The organism is Thioclava sp. GXIMD2076, assembly GCF_037949795.1.
In the GTDB taxonomy this organism is placed as follows: domain Bacteria; phylum Pseudomonadota; class Alphaproteobacteria; order Rhodobacterales; family Rhodobacteraceae; genus Thioclava; species Thioclava kandeliae.
This window is the reverse complement of record NZ_CP149932.1, coordinates 1,450,638-1,469,192: the sequence shown is the minus strand read 5'-3', so window position 1 is coordinate 1,469,192 and position 18,555 is coordinate 1,450,638. Positions and strand designations below refer to the sequence as shown.

18 protein-coding genes are annotated in these 18,555 nt (G+C 62.9%); 14 read left to right on the top strand and 4 right to left on the bottom strand.

From position 1 onward, the window contains the following. Positions 1-8 precede the first annotated feature (8 nt). The 13 genes from WDB91_RS07330 (at position 9) to WDB91_RS07270 (ending at position 11,884) form a co-directional block, all read left to right on the top strand. Positions 9-1,121, top strand: coding sequence for a polysaccharide biosynthesis/export family protein (locus tag WDB91_RS07330; RefSeq protein WP_339111926.1), 1,113 nt, complete (start codon positions 9-11; stop codon positions 1,119-1,121). A gap of 128 nt (positions 1,122-1,249) precedes the next feature. Beyond that, a complete protein-coding gene (locus WDB91_RS07325; protein ID WP_339111925.1) occupies positions 1,250-2,116 on the top strand; it encodes a branched-chain amino acid aminotransferase in 867 nt (288 codons plus the stop codon). 111 nt (positions 2,117-2,227) lie between these two features. Then, positions 2,228-2,683: a universal stress protein gene (locus tag WDB91_RS07320; protein ID WP_339111924.1), complete on the top strand. Its 456-nt coding sequence runs from the start codon at positions 2,228-2,230 to the stop codon at positions 2,681-2,683. 85 nt (positions 2,684-2,768) lie between these two features. Then, a complete protein-coding gene (locus WDB91_RS07315) occupies positions 2,769-3,338 on the top strand; it encodes a NifU family protein (RefSeq protein ID WP_339111923.1) in 570 nt (189 codons plus the stop codon). Next, positions 3,328-4,005, top strand: coding sequence for a tRNA (adenosine(37)-N6)-threonylcarbamoyltransferase complex dimerization subunit type 1 TsaB (tsaB, locus tag WDB91_RS07310; RefSeq protein WP_339111922.1), 678 nt, complete (start codon positions 3,328-3,330; stop codon positions 4,003-4,005). Before WDB91_RS07315 ends, tsaB begins: the two co-directional genes overlap by 11 nt. Positions 4,006-4,015: 10 nt before the next feature. Beyond that, on the top strand, positions 4,016-4,441 hold the full coding sequence (gene rimI, locus WDB91_RS07305; RefSeq protein WP_339111921.1) for a ribosomal protein S18-alanine N-acetyltransferase: 426 nt from the start codon (positions 4,016-4,018) through the stop codon (positions 4,439-4,441). Between the two features lie 156 nt (positions 4,442-4,597). Next, on the top strand, positions 4,598-5,587 hold the full coding sequence (locus WDB91_RS07300; protein ID WP_339111920.1) for a BMP family ABC transporter substrate-binding protein: 990 nt from the start codon (positions 4,598-4,600) through the stop codon (positions 5,585-5,587). A gap of 13 nt (positions 5,588-5,600) precedes the next feature. Then, positions 5,601-7,268 (top strand): ABC transporter ATP-binding protein, encoded by a 1,668-nt coding sequence (locus tag WDB91_RS07295; protein WP_339114474.1) that lies wholly within the window; start codon positions 5,601-5,603, stop codon positions 7,266-7,268. Beyond that, entirely contained in the window at positions 7,268-8,356 is a 1,089-nt protein-coding gene (locus tag WDB91_RS07290; protein ID WP_339111919.1) for an ABC transporter permease, read from the top strand. Before WDB91_RS07295 ends, WDB91_RS07290 begins: the two co-directional genes overlap by 1 nt. After that, a complete protein-coding gene (locus WDB91_RS07285; RefSeq protein WP_339111918.1) occupies positions 8,356-9,324 on the top strand; it encodes an ABC transporter permease in 969 nt (322 codons plus the stop codon). The genes WDB91_RS07290 and WDB91_RS07285 overlap by 1 nt, the downstream gene beginning before the upstream one ends. Next, the gene (locus tag WDB91_RS07280; protein WP_339111917.1) at positions 9,308-10,111 is read left to right on the top strand and encodes a purine-nucleoside phosphorylase; all 804 of its coding nucleotides are present in this window, start codon (positions 9,308-9,310) and stop codon (positions 10,109-10,111) included. The genes WDB91_RS07285 and WDB91_RS07280 overlap by 17 nt, the downstream gene beginning before the upstream one ends. 100 nt (positions 10,112-10,211) lie before the next feature. Then, on the top strand, positions 10,212-11,129 hold the full coding sequence (locus WDB91_RS07275) for a sulfite exporter TauE/SafE family protein (RefSeq protein WP_339111916.1): 918 nt from the start codon (positions 10,212-10,214) through the stop codon (positions 11,127-11,129). Continuing rightward, complete coding sequence (locus tag WDB91_RS07270; RefSeq protein WP_339111915.1) at positions 11,129-11,884, top strand: TIGR02186 family protein; 756 nt, start codon at positions 11,129-11,131, stop codon at positions 11,882-11,884. Before WDB91_RS07275 ends, WDB91_RS07270 begins: the two co-directional genes overlap by 1 nt. Here the strand turns inward: WDB91_RS07270 and WDB91_RS07265 are convergent, their stop codons facing one another. Together WDB91_RS07265 and WDB91_RS07260 are read right to left on the bottom strand one after the other, a co-directional pair. Further along, the gene (locus tag WDB91_RS07265) at positions 11,885-13,438 is read right to left on the bottom strand and encodes an AAA family ATPase (RefSeq protein ID WP_339114473.1); all 1,554 of its coding nucleotides are present in this window, start codon (positions 13,436-13,438) and stop codon (positions 11,885-11,887) included. Between the two features lie 78 nt (positions 13,439-13,516). Beyond that, positions 13,517-15,493, bottom strand: coding sequence for a protein meaA (locus WDB91_RS07260; protein ID WP_339111914.1), 1,977 nt, complete (start codon positions 15,491-15,493; stop codon positions 13,517-13,519). A gap of 443 nt (positions 15,494-15,936) precedes the next feature. Between WDB91_RS07260 and ccrA the strand changes: the two genes are divergently transcribed. After that, the gene (ccrA, locus tag WDB91_RS07255) at positions 15,937-17,229 is read left to right on the top strand and encodes a crotonyl-CoA carboxylase/reductase (protein WP_339111913.1); all 1,293 of its coding nucleotides are present in this window, start codon (positions 15,937-15,939) and stop codon (positions 17,227-17,229) included. A 40-nt stretch (positions 17,230-17,269) separates the two neighbouring features. On the opposite strand, the gene WDB91_RS07250 is transcribed toward ccrA, so the two are convergent. Further along, positions 17,270-17,980 carry a glycosyltransferase gene (locus WDB91_RS07250; RefSeq protein WP_339111912.1) on the bottom strand — a complete coding sequence of 237 codons (711 nt, stop codon included), beginning with the start codon at positions 17,978-17,980 and terminating at the stop codon, positions 17,270-17,272. Beyond that, positions 17,965-18,552, bottom strand: a complete 588-nt coding sequence (locus WDB91_RS07245; RefSeq protein WP_339111911.1) for a VTT domain-containing protein — start codon at positions 18,550-18,552, stop codon at positions 17,965-17,967. Before WDB91_RS07245 ends, WDB91_RS07250 begins: the two co-directional genes overlap by 16 nt. Positions 18,553-18,555: the final 3 nt, after the last annotated feature.

The following is an 18,555-nucleotide window of genomic DNA, read 5'->3' as shown; positions in this document are numbered from 1 at the left end:
GGAAGTGAATGAGTTTGAAAAACCGTCGCGCAGTATTTCTGATTGCGGCCCTCGTCGCCCTAGGCGCCTGCACGCTCCCGCGCGGTGCGGCCATGCGCTCTGAGATCCTCAAGAACGAAGGCAAGGAAAACGCTCAATTCGCCCATTACGAGATTGACCGTGCCCATCTCGCCCAGATCCATAGCTGGCCTGCCGGTGCCCATGCCCTGCCGCCGCGCGCATGGCTGCGGGGCGGCGCAAGCTCCCAGCCCGGCACGTTGAGCGCCGGTGACAGCGTCGGTCTGGCGGTCTGGGAAAACGGTGACAACAAGCTGCTGACAACCGAAGGCGCCCCCTCGGTGGCGCTGCAGGCCACGCAGATCAACGATGACGGGACGCTCTTTGTCCCCTATGCGGGGCCGATCCATGTGGCGGGCCTCACGGTCGAGACCGCCCGCGAGCGGGTGCAGGACGCGCTCAGCTCGCTCCTTCCCGCCGCACAGGTCCAGCTCTCGCGCCAGCCCGGTGCACGCAACACCGCCGATCTGGTCAGCGGTGTGGCCGCACCCAAATCCATCGATCTGTCGCAACGTCCGATGAGCGTGTTGTCGGCCATCACTGAGGGCGGCGGGGTGTCGTCATCCTTCGCCAACCCGCAGGTGCGTCTGCTGCGCGGCAACTCGGTCTATGAAATCTCGATGAAGCGCCTGATCGACGATCCCACGCTCGACACCGGCATGCGCCGAGGCGACAAACTGCTGGTGACCGAAGATCCGCGCTATTTCCTCTCGATGGGCGCCACCGGCAAGGAAGCCATCGTGCCCTTCCCGCGTGACAAGGTTTCCGCGCTCGAGGCGATCACCCTTGCAGGCGGCGTCAATGACAGCCGCGCCGACCCGAAAGGCGTGCTGATCCTGCGCGACTATCCGGCCAGTGCCGTGGGCCCCAACGGTCCGTCGAACCAGCGGGTGATCTTCTCGATCAACCTGACCACAACGGATGGCCTCTTCTCGGCACAGAACTTCTATCTGCAGCCGCAGGATGTGGTTCTGGCCACCGAAAGCCCGATCGTGAAGGCCCAGACGCTGTTCAGCCTGTTCAACACGACGGTCTCCTCGGCGGCCCGCGTCGACAACTTCTGATCATATAACCGCCATGCGCTCCGCTCCCTGAGCGCATGGCGGCCCTGCACAAGCGTTTTTACGTTCCGCCTCTCTGGACCTTTGCGGCGCAAGATGATTGCTTGGCGCCAGAATTTGGAGAGAAGAAGATGGCATTCGGTAAGAATATCCGCACATGGTTTGACGGGGCTTGGCACGATGGCGATGCGATGGTCATGCGCGCGGCAGATCACGGGCTCTGGCAAGGGTCCAATGTCTTTGACGGCGCGCGCCTCTTTGGCGGGCTCGTCCCCGATCTGGACGCCCATTGCGCCCGCCTGAACCGCTCGGCAGAGGCGCTGATGATCACCCCGACGATGGACGCCGCCGAGATGGTCGAGATCGTGCGCGAGGGGCTCAAACCCTATGGCACCGATACCGCCGTCTATATCCGTCCGATGTATTGGGCGGTGAACGGCTCCGAACTGGGGATCTCGCCCGCGCCGAACTCCACCGGCTTCGCGATCAGCCTCGAGGAAGTGCCGATGCCCGCCGAGGATGCGGCCACCACGCTGACCACCACCCAGTTCCGCCGCCCCGTGCTGGCCGACAACGTCTGCAATGCCAAAGCGGGCTGCCTCTATCCCAATAACGCGCGGATGCTGGTCGAGGCGCAGCGCAAGGGCTTCGGCAATGCGCTGGTGCAGGATGCGCTCGGCAATGTGGCCGAGACCGCTTCGGCCAATGTGTGGATGGTCAGGGATGGCGAGTATTTCACCCCAGTCGCCAACGGCACCTTCCTCGCGGGCCTGACCCGCAAGCGCCATATGAAGAACCTGCGCGAGGCGGGCTATACCGTCAACGAGACGGTTCTGACGCTGGAAGACTTCCGTAAAGCCGATGAGGTCTTCCTGACCGGCAACTTCTCGAAGGTGCAATATGTCAAGGCCTTCGACGATGTGAGCTATGAATACGGCCCGCTAACCCGCAAGGCGCGCGAGCTGTATATGGACTGGGCGACGAGCTGCCCGCTCTGATTTCACAGGCGGTTGCAAAGATCGGAGCGGCGGGCAATCATGCACCCGCCCCTCCTATGGGCACTCCTTTCACGGCCAAGCCGCGCTTGGCCCCGTTTTCCCGGAGCTTTCATGCGCAAATTCCTTGTCGTGCTCGATGATACCCGCGAATGCCTGAACGCGATGCGTTTTGCGGCAATGCGCGCCAGCCACACGGGTGGCGGCGTGACCATCATCTCGGTGATCCCGCCAGAGGAATACCAGCACTGGATGGGGGTGGCCGAGCTGATGCGCGAGGAAGCCCGCGAGCGGATCGAGGCACATTTCGAGGTCTTCGCAAAATGGATGCGCGACCGTCAGGGGGTGAACCCCGAGCTGGTGATCCGCGAAGGGGAACCGGCTAAGGAAATCTTCAAACTGGTCGAGGATGACCCCGAGATCGGCGTTCTGGTTCTGGGCGCGGGTTCGGGCAAGGGCGGCCCCGGTCCGCTGGTGACGCAGATGACCAAGATCGCCGGAACCCTGCCCTTCCCGCTGACCATCGTGCCGGGCGATATGTCGAAGGAAAAGCTCGAACAGATCACCTGATCGGGAATAGTTTAGAACTTTTCTAAACATTGACATCGGGGCCCCTGAAGCGCATATCAGGTGCCCAAAGCCGAAGGAGCCCATCATGTTCATTCAGACCGAGACCACGCCGAACCCGGCGACGCTGAAATTCCTGCCCGGCCAGACCGTTCTGGAGATGGGCACTGCCGACTTCCCGACCGCGGACGCGGCTGCCAAATCACCGTTGGCAAAGGCCATCTTCGCCGTGCCCGGCGTGACGGGCGTGTTCTTCGGGTCCGATTTCGTGACCGTGACCAAAGACGATGCGACCGATTGGGATCATGCGAAACCTGCAATCCTCGGCGTGATCATGGAGCATTTCCAGTCCGGCGCGCCAGTGATGGACGGTGAAGGTTCTGGCTCTGGCGGCCATGCCGAGCATACGGGCGACGCCGAGGACGGCGCGATCGTGGCGCAGATCAAGGATCTTCTCGATACCCGCGTGCGTCCCGCCGTGGCTCAGGATGGCGGCGACATCACCTTCCACGGTTTCGAGCGTGGCGTGGTCTATCTGCATATGCAGGGCGCCTGCGCGGGCTGCCCCTCCTCGACGCTGACCCTGAAAATGGGCATCGAGAACCTGCTGCGCCATTACATCCCCGAAGTGACCGAGGTCCGCCCCGTTGCAGGCTGAGCCTCTGATACTGTCTTTCGACACCTCGGCCGCGCATTGCGCGGCCGCTTTGCTGCGCGGCGACACGCTTCTGGCCGCGCGCACCGAGGAAATGTCGCGAGGTCAGGCCGAGCGCCTGATGCCGATCATGCAAGAAATGATGTCGGATCAGGGCGTTAGCTGGGCCGACCTTGATGCGATCGGCGTCGGGATCGGGCCGGGCAATTTTACCGGCATCCGGATTTCGGTCTCGGCCGCGCGCGGTCTGGCGCTGGCCCGCAAGATCCCCGCAATCGGCGTGTCGAATTTCGAGATCCTGCGCGAGGGCCAGTCTGCGGGCCGCGAGATCGTCTCCGTGGCGGCCCCGCGCGATCAGGTCTATCTGCAGCTCTTCGATCAGGGGGCGCCCGCCGCCAAACCTGTGCATTTCGACCCCGAAGCGCCCGACACCGCGCTGACCGTTCTGGGCGCCCAGCGGGTGATCGGCGCGCAGGCCGAACGGATCGCCAGCCTTCTGGGCATTGCGCAGGCCCTGCCCTGCGAGATGGCACAGGTGCCCGAGCGCATCGCCCGTATCGCGGCGCGCAAACTGGCCACGCAGACCGATCACACGCGCCCCGCGCCCCTCTATATCCGCGCCGCCGATGCCGCCCCGCCCTCGGATGCGCCGCCTGTTATCCTCGACTAAGAGCCTGCCCATGACACCTGCCCAGATGGCCGCGATCCACAAACAGTGTTTCACGACCCCGCGCCCGTGGCGGGCCGAGGAATTCGCCGAGACGCTCTCGAAGAAATTCTACTTCTGCCTGTCGGAAGACCAGGGCTTCCTGATCGGTCGGGTGATCGCCGGAGAGGCGGAGCTCACCACCATCGCGGTGGCCCCCGCCGCGCGGCGTCAGGGCATTGCGCGCAGGTTGATGGCGCGGTTCGATGACGAGTTACGCGCCCGCAACGCCGAGATCGCCCATCTCGAGGTCGCGATGGAAAATCATTCCGCCCACGCACTTTACCTAGCGACGGGCTGGTCCGACAGCTGTATCCGCGAGAACTATTACCGCCATCCTGATGGCAAGCGGAGTGACGCGATCCTGATGGTGCGCGACTTCGGGCCGGACATTTTCTGACCAATCAGACGAAAAATGACGACCGCCCCCTACGGAGGGGTCAAATCTGACTTGACGCGTCTTGCCGAGTTCGGTCTGAATTGGCTATGGGGCACAGATAGAATGCCCTTCCACCGGCCCCTTCGGGCCGGCCAAGCCATGATCGGGGAGATATCCATGAGCTTTATGAAATCCATTCTCGGCGCTGCCGCGACGCTTGCGCTGACCGCGGGTGCCAGCCTTGCCGATCCGGCCTTGATCTACGATCTGGGTGGCAAATTCGATAAGAGCTTCAACGAGGCCGCGTTCAATGGCGCGAAACGCTGGGTCGAGGAGACCGGCGGCAGCTATAAAGAACTCGAGATGCAATCGGAAGCACAGCGCGAGCAGGCGCTCCGCCGTCTGGCCGAATCCGGCGCGAACCCGATCATCACCACCGGCTTCGCTTTCGGCGATACGCTGAACACCGTGGCGCCCGATTATCCGGACACCAAATTCGCGATCATCGACTCGGTCGTCGATCTGCCCAATGTCCGCTCGGTCGTGTTCAAGGAAGAACAAGGCTCGTATCTGGTCGGCATGCTGGCGGCAGAGGCCTCCAAATCCGGCACCGTGGGCTTTATCGGCGGCATGGACATCCCGCTGATCCGCAAATTCGCCTGTGGCTATGTGCAGGGCGCCAAAGCGGCCAATCCCGATATCAAGGTGGTTCAGGCGATGACCGGCACCACGCCCTCCGCATGGAATGACCCCGTGAAAGGTGCCGAGCTTGCCAAGGCGCAGATCAGCCAGGGCGCGGATGTGATCTATGCCGCCGCCGGTGGCACCGGTATCGGTATCCTGCAGGCCGCAGCCGACGAGAACATCCTGTCGATCGGCGTCGACAGCAACCAGAACATGCTGCATCCGGGCAAAGTGCTGACCTCCATGGTCAAGCGCGTGGATAACGCCGTCTATGACATGTTCACCGCGGGCCCCGATATGGAAACCGGCGTTGTGACGCTGGGTCTGGCCGATGACGGCGTGGGCTATGCGATGGACGAGAACAATGCCGATCTGGTCACCGCCGAGATGCGTGCACCGGTAGATGCGGCCGCCAAGAAGATCGCCGATGGCGAGCTGGAAGTGCATGATTACACCACGGACAGCACCTGCCCGGTCGAGTGATCCCATGAGCGATATGGCAACCAATATGACGCGGCAGGAAACTGCCGCGTCTGGCGTTAAGCCCGCCCCCGCAATCGAGCTGCGCGGCATCTCGAAGGCCTTCGGGCCGGTGCAGGCCAACAAGGACATCTCCATCAAGGTGATGCCCGGCACGATCCACGGCATTATCGGCGAGAATGGCGCGGGGAAATCCACGCTGATGTCGATCCTTTACGGCTTCTACAAGGCCGACCGTGGCGAAATTCTGATCAACGGGCGCGAGACCTTCATCCCCGATAGTCAGGCCGCGATCCGCGCGGGCATCGGTATGGTGTTCCAGCATTTCAAGCTGGTCCCGAATTTCACCGTGGTCGAGAACGTGATCCTCGGCGCCGAGGATGGCCGCCTGCTGCGCCCCTCCATCGCCAAGGCGCGGCGCGAACTGAAGCGGCTGGCCGAAGACTATGAAATGGATGTGGACCCCGACGAGCTGGTCGAGAACCTGAGTGTGGGCCACCAGCAGCGGGTTGAAATCCTCAAGGCGCTCTATCGTCAGGCGGAGATCCTGATTTTGGACGAACCTACCGGCGTGCTGACCCCCGCCGAGGCCGACCACCTGTTCCGCATTCTCGACACGCTGCGGGCCGAGGGAAAGACGATCCTGCTGATCACCCATAAGCTGCGCGAGATCATGATGGCGACCGATACGGTCTCCGTGATGCGGCGCGGCGAGATGACAGCCACCGTGAAGACCTCCGAGACCTCGCCCACCGAACTGGCCGAGTTGATGGTGGGCCGCAAGGTTCTGTTGAATGTCGAGAAGACCAAAGCCCGGCCCGGCAAGCCGATCCTCGAGATCCGCGACCTGCGCGTGCGCGACGAGGCCGGTGTCGAGCGTCTAAAAGGCGTCGATCTGGAGATCCGCGCGGGCGAGATCGTGGGGATTGCCGGTGTGGCCGGCAATGGCCAGACCGAGCTGCTGGAGGTCTTGGGCGGCTATCAGACCGCCAAGGGCCAGATCAGGGTGAACGGCAAGGTGCTGGACCTGACGGGCCGCGCCGATGCGCAAAGCCGCCGCCGCGACGGTATCGCCCACGTCCCCGAAGACCGTCACCATCACGGGCTGATCCTCGATTTCCCCGCTTGGGAGAATTTCATCTTCGGCTATCACGGTGCGCCGGAATACCAGAAGAACGCCCTGCTGATGGATAATGCGGGGATCGTGAAAGCGACCGAAGGCGCGATGGAACGCTTCGATGTGCGCCCGCCGATCCCCTCGCTGGCCGCCAAGAATTTCTCGGGCGGCAACCAGCAGAAGATCGTGCTGGCGCGCGAGATCGAACGCAATCCCGCCCTTCTGCTGATCGGCCAACCGACGCGGGGGGTGGATATCGGCGCAATCGAGTTCATCCACAAGCGCATTATCGAGCTGCGCGATGCGGGGGCCGCTATCCTGCTGGTCTCTGTCGAACTTGACGAGATCAGGTCCCTGTCGGACCGGATCGCGGTGATGTTCGATGGCGAGATCATGGGCTTCCGCGATCCGGCCACCACCGACGAGAAAGACCTCGGTCTGCTGATGGCGGGCATGCGTGACCCGAGCCCGATTGCCCGCGAAGATAACGACGACCAGCACCGCCATGACGACCATCTTCACGATGATGAGGATGACGGCGATGGCGATGACGGCGGAGAAGGCTGATGAAAAAACTACCGACTTGGGCCGATGTGGTCCTTGTGCCGCTGATCTCGATCCTGATGGCTGCGATCATCTCGGCCATCGTGGTGCTGGCCATCGGCGGCAACCCGATCGAGGTGATCTCGGTCATGTTCGAGGGCGCTTTGGGCACCCCCTATGGCTGGGGCTACACGCTTTATTACACCACCAGCTTCATCTTCACGGGTCTTGCCGTGACGGTCGCCTATCACGCGAGCCAGTTCAACATCGGCGCCGAGGGTCAGGCCCAGCTGGGCGGGCTTGGCGTGGCGCTGGTCTGCCTCGCGCTGCCTTGGCCCGCGTGGTGGCTGGCGCTTCCTGCGGCGATGGTGGGGGCGGCACTTTTTGGCGCGGCATGGGCCGCCATTCCGGGCTGGCTTGCGGCCAGACGCGGCAGCCATATCGTGATCACCACGATCATGTTCAACTACATCGCCTATAGCCTGCTGCAATATCTGCTGGTCACCGTCATGCGCCCCGAAGGCGCGATGGATCCGGCCACCGCGCGTTTTCCTGCTGGGGCGAGCCTGCCGACCTTCCACGATATTCCGGGGCTTGGCGCGATCTTCAAACCCTCGGTTCCGGCCAATATCACTTTCTTCATCGCCGTGGCGGCCTGTGTGCTGGTCTGGGTGCTCCTGTGGAAGACGAAACTCGGCTACGAAATCCGCGCCTTCGGCCTGAACGAGAAAGCCGCAAGCTATGCCGGTATCTCGCGCACCAAGATCATTCTGGGGTCCATGCTGATCTCGGGCGCGCTGGCGGGACTGATGTCGATCAATAACGTCATGGGCGAGGCCGAGCGTCTGTTGCAGAACTCCGCCGAAGGCGCGGGCTTTATCGGGATCGCCGTGGCGCTGATGGGCCGCAACCATCCGCTGGGGGTCTTCTTTGCGGCGTTCCTCTTCGGCTTCCTCTATCAGGGCGGTGCCGAGATGGGGCTCTGGACCTCGATCCCGATCGAGCTGCGCCTGCTGATCCAGGGTCTGGTCGTGCTCTTTACCGGCGCGCTTGACGGGATGGTGCGGATGATGCTCCTGCCCTTCTTCCGCGTGAAACAGGGGGCCAAGTGATGGATTACGCAACCCTAATCGCCATTCTCGATTCCACCCTGCGGCTGGCGACGCCGCTGCTTCTGGCCTGCTTGGCGGGGCTTTACTCCGAGCGTTCGGGCGTGTTCGATATCGGGCTCGAAGGCAAGATGCTGATGGCCGCGATGACCTCGGGCGCAGTGGCCTACCTCACCGGCAATGTCTGGCTCGGCTGTCTGGCGGGGATCGTGGCCTCGATCCTGTTCTCGCTCCTGCATGGTCTGGCCTCGATCACCTTTCGTGGCAACCAGCTGATCTCGGGCGTGGCACTCAACTTCCTTGCCTCGGGCATGACGGTGCTCATCGCGCAGGCACTCTTCCATCAGGGCGGGCGCACACCGGCGCTATCGGGCGAGGCGCGGTTCAACGAGCTGCACCTGCCCTTCGAAGATGCCGTCCGGCAGGTGCCCGTGATCGGCCCGCTTTACTCGGATGTGCTCTCGGGTCATTCGATCTTGGTCTATGTGGCGCTCCTTTGCGTGCCGCTGACATGGTGGGTGCTCTACCGCACCCGCTTCGGGCTGCGGCTGCGCGCCGTGGGCGAAAACCCCGAATCCGTCGATACCGCGGGTATTTCGGTGATCGGGCTGCGCTATGGCGCGGTAACCATCACAGGCGTGCTTTGCGGGCTGGCGGGCGCCTATATGGCCACCGGCCTGCAGGCAGGCTTTGGCCGCGAGATGGTGGCGGGGCGCGGCTATATCGCGCTGGCCGCCCTCATCTTTGCCAACTGGAAACCGTGGTCCGCGCTCTGGGCGACCCTGCTCTTCGGGTTCCTGCAGGCACTGGCCCTTCGCCCCGATGTGCTGCAAAACACGCTTCATCTGTCGGTTCCGGGCGCGCTTCTGGATGCGTTGCCCTATATCCTGACCGTGATCGTGCTGGCCGGTGTCGTCGGCAAACCCCATCCCCCGAAGGCCGGAGGCCAACCCTATGTCAAAGAGCGCTGAGCTGGCGGGCCTCATCCGCGAGCGGGCGGGCGATACGCCCCCCGCTATCGGGCTGGTTCTGGGGTCGGGTCTGGGCCATCTGGCCGAAGAGATCGACGGCACAGCCATTCCCTATGCCGACCTGCCGGGCTTTCCGCATGCGGGCGTTTCGGGCCATAACCCCAAGCTGGTGATCGGAGAGTTCGAAGGGGTGCGCGTGGCCGTCTTCGGGGGCCGTGTGCATTATTACGAGCATGGTAACCCCGCCGAGATGCGCCTGCCGCTCGAGATCCTGAAGGAGCTGGGCTGCGAGCGGCTGATCCTGACCAATGCGGCAGGCTCGCTACGCCCCGATATCCTGCCGGGCGGGCTGATGATGGTGGAAGACCATATCAATTTCGCGGGCCATAACCCGCTGATCGGCGAACCCACGGAGGCGCGTTTCGTGCCGATGACGGACGCCCATGACGTGGAGATGCGCGCGGGTCTCATGGCCGCGGCCCAAGCCGAGAGCATCGATCTGCCCACCGGTGTCTATTGCTGGTTCTCCGGTCCGTCCTTCGAGACCCCAGCCGAGATTCGCGCCGCCAAAATCCTTGGTGCGGATGCCGTGGGCATGTCCACGGTGCCCGAGGTGATCCTCGCGCGGTTCCTGGGGCTAAGAGCTGCGGCCATTTCGGTCATCACCAATATGGGGGCGGGCATGAAAGCCGACGAGCAGATCAGCCATGCCCAGACCAAGGCGATGGCGCCTCTGGGCGCTGCCAAGCTCGAAAAGATCCTGCGACGATATCTGCGAAGTCTCTGACCCTGCCGCCTCCGGCGGCGAGGACGGCCTGCCTTTCGCAAAGGTTTGACAGACCGGCAAGAGGCGCTCACAGTAAGTCACTGACATTGCGCGGATCCACATGCAAATCTATCTGCCCATCGCCGAAGTCTCGGTCAATTTCTTCCTCCTCTTCGGGATCGGCGGAATCGTCGGCATCCTGTCGGGGCTCTTCGGGGTGGGCGGCGGCTTCCTGATCACGCCGCTTCTGTTCTTCATCGGCATTCCGCCCACCGTCGCGGTGGCCACCGGCGCCAATCAGGTGGTGGCGTCCTCGGTCTCGGGTGTCCTCAGCCAGCTCAAGCGCAAGGCCGTGGATATCCCGATGGGGATGATCCTGCTGATTGGCGGTCTGATCGGCTCGGTCGCGGGGATCTCGATCTTCAATTACCTGCAGGCACTGGGCCAGATCGATCTGGCCGTGCAGCTGTGCTATGTGGTCTTTCTGGGCGGCGTCGGTCTTCTGATGTTCCTCGAGAGCCTGCGGGCGCTGCGGCGCACCAAAGGCGCCTCGGCCCGCCGCGGCAAGCGCAACAGCCACGGCTGGGTCCATAAACTGCCTTTCAAGATGAAATTCCGCGCCTCGGGTCTCTATATCTCGATCATACCGCCGCTTCTGGTGGGGTTCTGCGTGGGGATTCTGGGCGCGGTAATGGGCGTGGGCGGCGGCTTCATCATGGTGCCTGCGATGATCTACCTGCTGGGCATGCCCACCAAGGTCGTGATCGGCACCTCGTTGTTCCAGATCCTGTTCACCTCGGCGTTTACCACGATGATGCATGCCATCACCAACCAGTCGGTCGATGTCATGCTGGCCATCATGCTGATCTTGGGCGGGGTGATCGGGGCACAGATCGGCTCGGTGCTGGGCGGGCGGCTGAAGGCCGAACAGCTGCGCATCCTGCTGGCGGCGCTCGTGCTGCTCGTCGCGCTGAAACTGGGCTTCGATCTGGTGCTGAAGCCGAGCGAGCTTTACTCGATCTCGCTGGGAGATGGCTGATGCTGCGTCTTGCCCTTCTCCTGATTGTCATCGCCCTGCCCGCCCGTGCCGCCGAAACCGTGGTGGCCGGTCTCTCGCGCGAGAGTATCGGGATCACCACCTCCTTCGACGGCTCCGAGATCCTGATCTTCGGCGCGGTCAAACGCGCCGCCCCCGAGCCGAGCGGCCCGCTGGATGTGATCGTGACGCTGGAGGGTCCGCAAGGCCCCGTGACCGTGCGCCGTAAATCGCGCCAGATGGGGATCTGGATCAATACCGGCTCGGTCGAGATCCCTTCGGCCCCGACCTATTACGCCGTGGCCACCACCCGCCCCGAGCATGAGTTTCTGGCCCCCGAGGTTGACGAGATCTACCGCATCACCGTGCCGCAGGCCCTGCGCAATTATACCGACGCGATCGAGCGCGCCAATGCCGCCCCCTATGCCGAGGCGCTGCAGCGTATCCGGCTGCGCCAGAGCCTCTACAAGGATAATCCGGGCGATGTGAAACTGCTCGACGACACGCTCTTCCGCGCCGATTTCAAACTGCCTGCCAACCTGATCGAGGGCGATTACAAAGTGCGGATCTTCCTTGTGCGCAAATACCGCGTGATCGACGAATATACCGCCCCCGTGAGCGTGCGCAAAGTCGGGCTGGAACGCTGGCTCTATGCGCTGTCGCAAAACTATCCGCCGCTTTACGGCATCATGTCGCTGGCGCTCGCGGTGTTTGCGGGTTGGGCGGCCAATGCGGCCTTCCGCAGGTTCTTCAGCTGATCAGCCTTCAGGCGCGTCCTGGATCTCGAGCTTGAGCGCCTGCGCCGCCCCTTTGGGCAGATCCTCCACGCCCAGCGGCGCCGAAGGACGTGCCAGCCGCGCCCGCGTCACCCACAAAAGGCGGTGCTCGGCACGGGTGATCGCCACATAGGCCAGACGTTTCCACAAGGGGATACCTGCCTCCACCCGCCCCGCACGGGCGGCCGCATAGATATCGGGCGCGAAGACCTGCACATCGCGCCATTGCGAGCCCTGAGCCTTGTGGATGGTCACCGCCGCCCCGTGCAGGAAGGTGGCCCCCATGCGCGCGGCAAAGGGGATGAAGGGCTCTTCCTCGTCGGGCAGCTCGATCTTCACGATCGAGGCCGCAGACAGGCGCGGATCTTCCGAGCCGATCACATGCAGCCGCGAGAAACCGGGTTTCTTGCCCGGCCCCAGATAAATGACCTGCGCGCCCTTGATCAGGCCGCGCGCTTCCAGATCGATCCGGCGTTTGCGGTGCTTTACCGGCAGCTCGATCCCGTCGCAGATCAGCGGCTCGCCTGGCAGAAGCTCATCGACCGGCGCACTGAAGGCGCCGCGGAAGGCATGGATCAGCCGTATACGCGTGGCATTGCGCCAGACAAGCACCGGCGAGCGCGCCATCAGATCGGCCTCGACGCGGCCCGCCCAGACCACACGCTCGTCACCTGCGGCGCGGTCCTCGATCATCCGCTCGAACCGGTCGAAAGTGAGGGCGTCATCGGCCAGCGCATGGGCCAGATCGAGGATCGGATTATCCTGCGTCTGGCGGTGGATCCGGTGGAGCACATGTTTGCGCTCGTCGGGAAGTTTCTCGAAACTCATCTGGCCCGACTGGTTTACCGGCGCCAGCTGCGCCGGATCGCCGAACAGGATCAGCGTCGGAAAGATCTCGCGCAGATCGTCGAACTGGCGCTCGTCCAGCATCGAGGCCTCGTCGACAAAGCCGATATCGAGCGGATCCTCGCGCCGTTTCCAGCCCTGAATAAAATCGGAGCCGCGCAACCCCGCCGATGCGAGCGCGGCGGGCACGGATTTGTGGATATCGTAGAAGGCTTTGGCACGGTCGAGCATCTCTTCGGTCAACCCCTCGACCTTCAGGATATCGAGGTTCGGGCGCTCACCCTGGCCGCCCAACCACTCGGCGATCCGCTCGTATTCTGGGTCATAGACGGGGGTGTAGAGGATGCGGTGGATGGTGGTTGCCGGCACCCCGCGCGAGCGCAGCACCGAGGCCGCCTTATTGGTCGGCGCAAGGATCGCCAGCGTCCGGCGTTCCTTCTTTTTCTTGCCTTCGTAATCCCCCGAGACGATCTCGACGCCAGCCTCCTGCAGGGCCTTGTAGAGCGAGGACAGCAGCATGGTCTTGCCGGAGCCCGCCTTGCCGATCACCGAATGCACTTGGGCAGCCGAGGTTTCGGGCATCACCATACCGTCATCAACATCGACCCCTGCCTTGCGCAGAGCGTCGGCGACGGCATCCCAGGCCTCGGCCTGATCTTCGGAAAACTGGATTGCGGGCACATCATTCATGGCCGCGACCATAAAGAAGCCCGTCTACGGGCGGAAGAGCGAAAGCCCCCCGCCCACGCGGATTTCGAGCAGCCGCCCCTATTGCGCGGCCTGCGGTACGGCAAGCCCCACGATATCCATCATGATGCGGTTCAGCTCGAAATCCTTGGGCGTGTAGACCCGTGCCACGCCATAGCCCATCAGGCGTCTGGCATCGTCGTCGGGGATAATCCCGCCAACCAGCACGGGCACATCGGCAAGCCCCGCCTCGCGCATCCGCTCCATCAGCTCCTCGACCAGCGGCAGATGGCTGCCCGACAGGATCGAGACGCCCACCACATGCGCGTTTTCCTCGAGCGCACGGGCCACGATCTGCTCGGGCGTCAGGCGGATACCCTCATAGGTAATGTCCATGCCGCAATCGCGGGCGCGGAAGGCGATCTGCTCAGCCCCGTTGGAATGGCCATCGAGCCCGGGCTTGCCCACCACGAACTTGAGGCGCCGCCCGAGTTTGCGCGAGGCCTGCTCGACCGCCTCGCGGATATCATCCAGCCCTTCGGTGCGGTTGGAGGGCGTGCTGGCCACACCTGTCGGGCCGCGATATTCGCCATGAACGGCGCGCATGACCCCCGCCCATTCGCCCGTGGTCACGCCCGCGCGGGCCGCCTCGATCGAGGCAGGCATGACATTCTCGCCCTTTGACGCCGCAAGCCGAAGCGCCTCCAGCGCAGCGCTCACCCGCGCCCCGTCACGTTCCGCGCGCCACTCGGCCAAACGCGCCACCTGCTCGGCCTCGACCGCAGGGTCCACAACCATGATCCCGCCATCCCCGGCGGTCAGCGGCGAAGGCTCCCCCTGCTGCCAGCGGTTCACGCCCACCACGATCGTCTCCTCGGCCTCAATCCGCCCGATCCGGGCGGCATTGGCCTCCACCAGACGCGATTTCATGTAATCGATGGAGGCAATCGCCCCCCCCATCGCATCGATCTGCGCCAGCTCCGAACGCGCGCCGTCCTTCAGCGCCTCGACCTTGGCGGCCACCGCCGGATTGCCGTCGAAGAGATCGCCATATTCCAGCAGATCGGTCTCGTAGGCCATGATCTGCTGCATCCGGAGCGACCACTGCTGGTCCCATGGGCGCGGCAGGCCCAGAGCCTCGTTCCATGCCGGCAGCTGCACCGCACGGGCGCGGGCATTCTTCGAGAGCGTCACGGCCAGCATCTCGATCAGGATACGATAGACGTTATTCTCGGGTTGCTGTTCGGTCAGACCGAGGCTGTTGACCTGCACCCCATAGCGGAAGCGGCGGTATTTCTCTTCCGCGATCCCATAACGCTCGCGGCAGATCTCGTCCCATAGCTCGGTGAAGGCGCGCATCTTGCACAGCTCGGTGACAAAGCGGATGCCCGCATTCACGAAGAACGAGATCCGCCCGACCATTTCGGGGAACGCCTCCACCGGCACCTTGGTCTTCAGGTCGTCGAGCACGGCAATCGCCGTGGCAAGCGCGAAGGCCAGCTCCTGCTCGGGCGTGGCCCCCGCCTCCTGCAGGTGGTAGGAACAGACATTCATCGGGTTCCATTTGGGCAGATGCTCGCGGGTATAGGCCGCCACATCGGTGATCATCGCAAGGCTCGGTTTGGGCGGGCAGATATAGGTCCCGCGCGAGAGATATTCCTTCACCAGATCGTTCTGCACGGTGCCCTGCAGCCGCGAGATATCGGCGCCCTGCTCCTCGGCCACCGCGATATAGAGCGACAGAAGCCACGGCGCGGTCGCGTTGATCGTCATCGAGGTATTCATCTGTTCGAGCGGAATATCGGCAAACAGCGCACGCATGTCGCCCAGATGGCAGACCGGCACACCCACCTTGCCCACCTCGCCCCGCGCGAGGATATGATCGCTATCATAGCCCGTCTGGGTGGGAAGATCGAAGGCCACGGACAGCCCCGTCTGCCCCTTGGCAAGGTTCGTGCGGTAAAGCTCATTCGATTTCCGAGCGGTCGAATGACCGGCATAGGTGCGAAACAGCCACGGCTTGTCACGAGCGGGTAGATCGGTTCTGGTCTCGGTCATGGGCGGCCTCCCCTCCACGAATCCAATATGGAAACATAATTCCTGAAATTAGATACTACACGCAACTTTATAATAACAAGAAAATTCTGCATCGCAGAGATTGTCCGGCAAAACGCGCGTTTGCGCGCCACACGCCCAAGATGAGAGCAATATGTGAAGCTCTCCTTTCTTTTTACCCGAAAGTTACCGTTTGCCGCCAGAGTCATGCTATAAAATTTCTGCGGAAAGTCAGCATAGCAAGGCCGGACTACACGAAATCGCGACAGGACAGGGCACCAAAGCGGGTGGCTTGGCCGGTATGGCTACGCTCGGAAAAATATCCATTGCGACACAAAATTACAAAATCAAAATCTATATAGTTGCTTTATTGCGCATCCGATTGTAGAACTGAGGAGCACCCAGACGATTCTGCGGCGCGGCATCTTGGGAAGAGGAAGATGGGGATGGCATTGGATAGCGACAGCAACATCATTCCGTATAAGGCGGAAGAGAAAGACCTATACGAGATCGGGGAAATCCCGCCTTTGGGCTATGTGCCGCCCAAGATGTATGCGTGGGCAATCCGCCGCGAACGCCACGGCGCCCCCGAAGATTCCTTCCAGAAAGAAATCGTCGATACATGGACTATCGACAGCAACGAGGTGCTCGTCCTCGTGATGGCCGCGGGCGTAAACTATAATGGCGTCTGGGCAGGGCTCGGTGTGCCGATCAGCCCGTTCGACGTGCATAAGGCCCCCTACCATATCGCCGGTTCCGATGCCTCGGGCATCGTCTGGGCCGTGGGCGACAAGGTGAAGAACTGGAAAGTCGGCGACGAGGTGGTGATCCATTGCAATCAGGATGATGGCAATGACGAGGAATGCAATGGCGGCGATCCGATGTTCTCGCCCAGCCAGCGCATCTGGGGCTACGAGACGCAGGACGGCTCCTTCGCGCAGTTCACCCGCGTGCAGGCCCAGCAACTGATGCCGCGCCCCCGGCATCTGACATGGGAAGAGAGTGCCTGCTATACGCTGACGCTGGCCACTGCCTATCGTATGCTGTTCGGCCATCACCCGCATGAGCTGAAACCGGGACAGAACGTGCTGGTCTGGGGCGCCTCGGGCGGCCTCGGCTCCTATGCAATCCAGCTGGCCAATACCGCGGGCGCCAATGCGATCGGCGTGATCTCCGATGAATCCAAGCGCGAGTTCGTCATGGCACAGGGCGCCAAGGGCGTGATCAACCGCAAGGAATTCAAATGCTGGGGGCAGCTACCCACTGTCAACAGCCCCGAATATAACGACTGGCTGAAAGAGGCCCGCCGCTTCGGCAAGGCGATCTGGGACATCACCGGCAAGGGCGTGAATGTCGATATGGTCTTCGAGCATCCGGGCGAGAGCACCTTCCCCGTCTCCACCCTCGTGGTGAAAAAGGGCGGCATGGTGGTGATCTGCGCGGGCACGAGCGGGTTCAATTGCACCTTTGACGTGCGCTATATGTGGATGCACCAAAAGCGCCTGCAAGGCAGCCATTTCGCCAATCTCAAACAGGCAGCCTCGGCCAACCGGCTGATGATCGAACGGCGGCTCGATCCCTGCATGTCGGAAGTGTTCCCGTGGGAAGAAATCCCGCAATCCCATACCAAGATGATGCATAACCAGCATAAGCCGGGGAACATGGCGGTATTGGTGCAAGCAACCAGAACGGGCCTGCGCACCTTTGCCGATACGCTCGAAGCCAGCGGACAGGTCTGACCCCAAACAGAAAGGCTGCCAGAACGGCAGCCTTTTTGCGTTACAGAGACGCGTGACCGCCAGAGATATCCCGCACCCGCATCCGGCGCATCGACCAGATCTGGCCCCCCGCCTCCAGCGGGCTGACCACACGGAACATATCGGCCAGCATTGCCGCATCGGCGCGCAGACCCGCCGCCCAGCTGCCCAGTTTCGCGTGTTTGTAGGGGCTTGCCACATCGGGCCATTCGACCACCGCAATCCGCGCATTGTTGCGGATCAAGAGGCGGTTCATATGCACCTCCAGCCCGAAATGCGGCAGATCGTCGAGCCCCTCCATGAGCCAGTTACGCGGCAGAACCCGCTCGCCCGAGATGTAATCGAGCCCGATCATCCGCCAGACCATGGGCGCATTGCGGCGCAGGCTGATCGCCACATCGGCGCGCCCCCTCCGCACGGGGTCGAGCAGTTCCGACACATGCAGCCCCGTCAGCCCCAGAAGATCACTGTCGAGGAGCATCACATAGCTGCCCGCCGCCGCCGCGATCCCCCGCGCCACCGCGGCCGATTTGCCTCCATTCTGCGCCTGCCGGATCAGCCTCACCGAGGGCAGCGTTGCCACCACGTCGGCGGTGCCATCGCTCGATCCGTCATCCACCACGATGACCTCATGGATCGCGGGATGGCACAGCACCGCCTCCAGAACGCGGCGGATACGGGGCGCCTCGTTATAGGCGGGGATCACGCAACTGATGCTTAGTCCTGCGGACATGACGACTGCCTCTTGTGATGGATATACCAGCCGATACCGGCGATAACGAGTATTGCAAGAACGATGATGGAGCCCTTCGAGATCCATCCGTCGATCCGCGCATAGGCCGAGCCCATGAAATAGCCCAGTGCCATGAGTGCGCCGGTTTTGGGGATCGTCGCCAGCAAATTATACAGAAAGAACGGGACGATCGGCATCCGCGAGATACCGGCAGCCACCAGAATGGCCGCCCCTGCGGAATGGGTAATTTTACCCGCGATCAGGGTGCGCCCGCCTTTCTCGCGGAAATGGCGCAGCATCTTGCGCAGGCGCCGTCCGTCGAGCCCCAGCCTGTGGCGCCATTTCGGCGGCACGATCCCCAGCCCCTTGCGGCCGAGGAAATAGAAACCCAGATCGCCGATCAGATCGCCTGCGACCAGAACGAAGAACAAGGGCACCACGTCGAAGGCGCCATTCGAGGCGAGCCACGAGGCCAGCACGGTCACGATAGGCCCTTCCAGAATGGAAAGGCCGCCCACCAGCACAAGCCCGTGGGACGACAAAAGCGCTATAATCTGGTCGAGACCGAACATAGG

Bases quoted from the DNA above. Each gene is read 5' to 3' on its own strand.
- WDB91_RS07285 (WP_339111918.1), top strand. From the start codon at position 8,356: ATGGATTACGCAACCCTAATCGCCATTCTCGATTCCACCCTGCGGCTG.
- rimI (WP_339111921.1), top strand. From the start codon at position 4,016: ATGACACCTGCCCAGATGGCCGCGATCCACAAACAGTGTTTCACGACC.
- WDB91_RS07265 (WP_339114473.1), bottom strand. From the start codon at position 13,438: ATGAATGATGTGCCCGCAATCCAGTTTTCCGAAGATCAGGCCGAGGCC.
- WDB91_RS07300 (WP_339111920.1), top strand. From the start codon at position 4,598: ATGAGCTTTATGAAATCCATTCTCGGCGCTGCCGCGACGCTTGCGCTG.
- WDB91_RS07315 (WP_339111923.1), top strand. From the start codon at position 2,769: ATGTTCATTCAGACCGAGACCACGCCGAACCCGGCGACGCTGAAATTC.
- WDB91_RS07275 (WP_339111916.1), top strand. From the start codon at position 10,212: ATGCAAATCTATCTGCCCATCGCCGAAGTCTCGGTCAATTTCTTCCTC.
- WDB91_RS07295 (WP_339114474.1), top strand. From the start codon at position 5,601: ATGGCAACCAATATGACGCGGCAGGAAACTGCCGCGTCTGGCGTTAAG.
- WDB91_RS07270 (WP_339111915.1), top strand. From the start codon at position 11,129: ATGCTGCGTCTTGCCCTTCTCCTGATTGTCATCGCCCTGCCCGCCCGT.
- WDB91_RS07330 (WP_339111926.1), top strand. From the start codon at position 9: ATGAGTTTGAAAAACCGTCGCGCAGTATTTCTGATTGCGGCCCTCGTC.
- WDB91_RS07280 (WP_339111917.1), top strand. From the start codon at position 9,308: ATGTCAAAGAGCGCTGAGCTGGCGGGCCTCATCCGCGAGCGGGCGGGC.
- ccrA (WP_339111913.1), top strand. From the start codon at position 15,937: ATGGCATTGGATAGCGACAGCAACATCATTCCGTATAAGGCGGAAGAG.
- WDB91_RS07320 (WP_339111924.1), top strand. From the start codon at position 2,228: ATGCGCAAATTCCTTGTCGTGCTCGATGATACCCGCGAATGCCTGAAC.
- WDB91_RS07260 (WP_339111914.1), bottom strand. From the start codon at position 15,493: ATGACCGAGACCAGAACCGATCTACCCGCTCGTGACAAGCCGTGGCTG.
- WDB91_RS07325 (WP_339111925.1), top strand. From the start codon at position 1,250: ATGGCATTCGGTAAGAATATCCGCACATGGTTTGACGGGGCTTGGCAC.
- WDB91_RS07250 (WP_339111912.1), bottom strand. From the start codon at position 17,980: ATGTCCGCAGGACTAAGCATCAGTTGCGTGATCCCCGCCTATAACGAG.
- WDB91_RS07245 (WP_339111911.1), bottom strand. From the start codon at position 18,552: ATGTTCGGTCTCGACCAGATTATAGCGCTTTTGTCGTCCCACGGGCTT.
- WDB91_RS07290 (WP_339111919.1), top strand. From the start codon at position 7,268: ATGAAAAAACTACCGACTTGGGCCGATGTGGTCCTTGTGCCGCTGATC.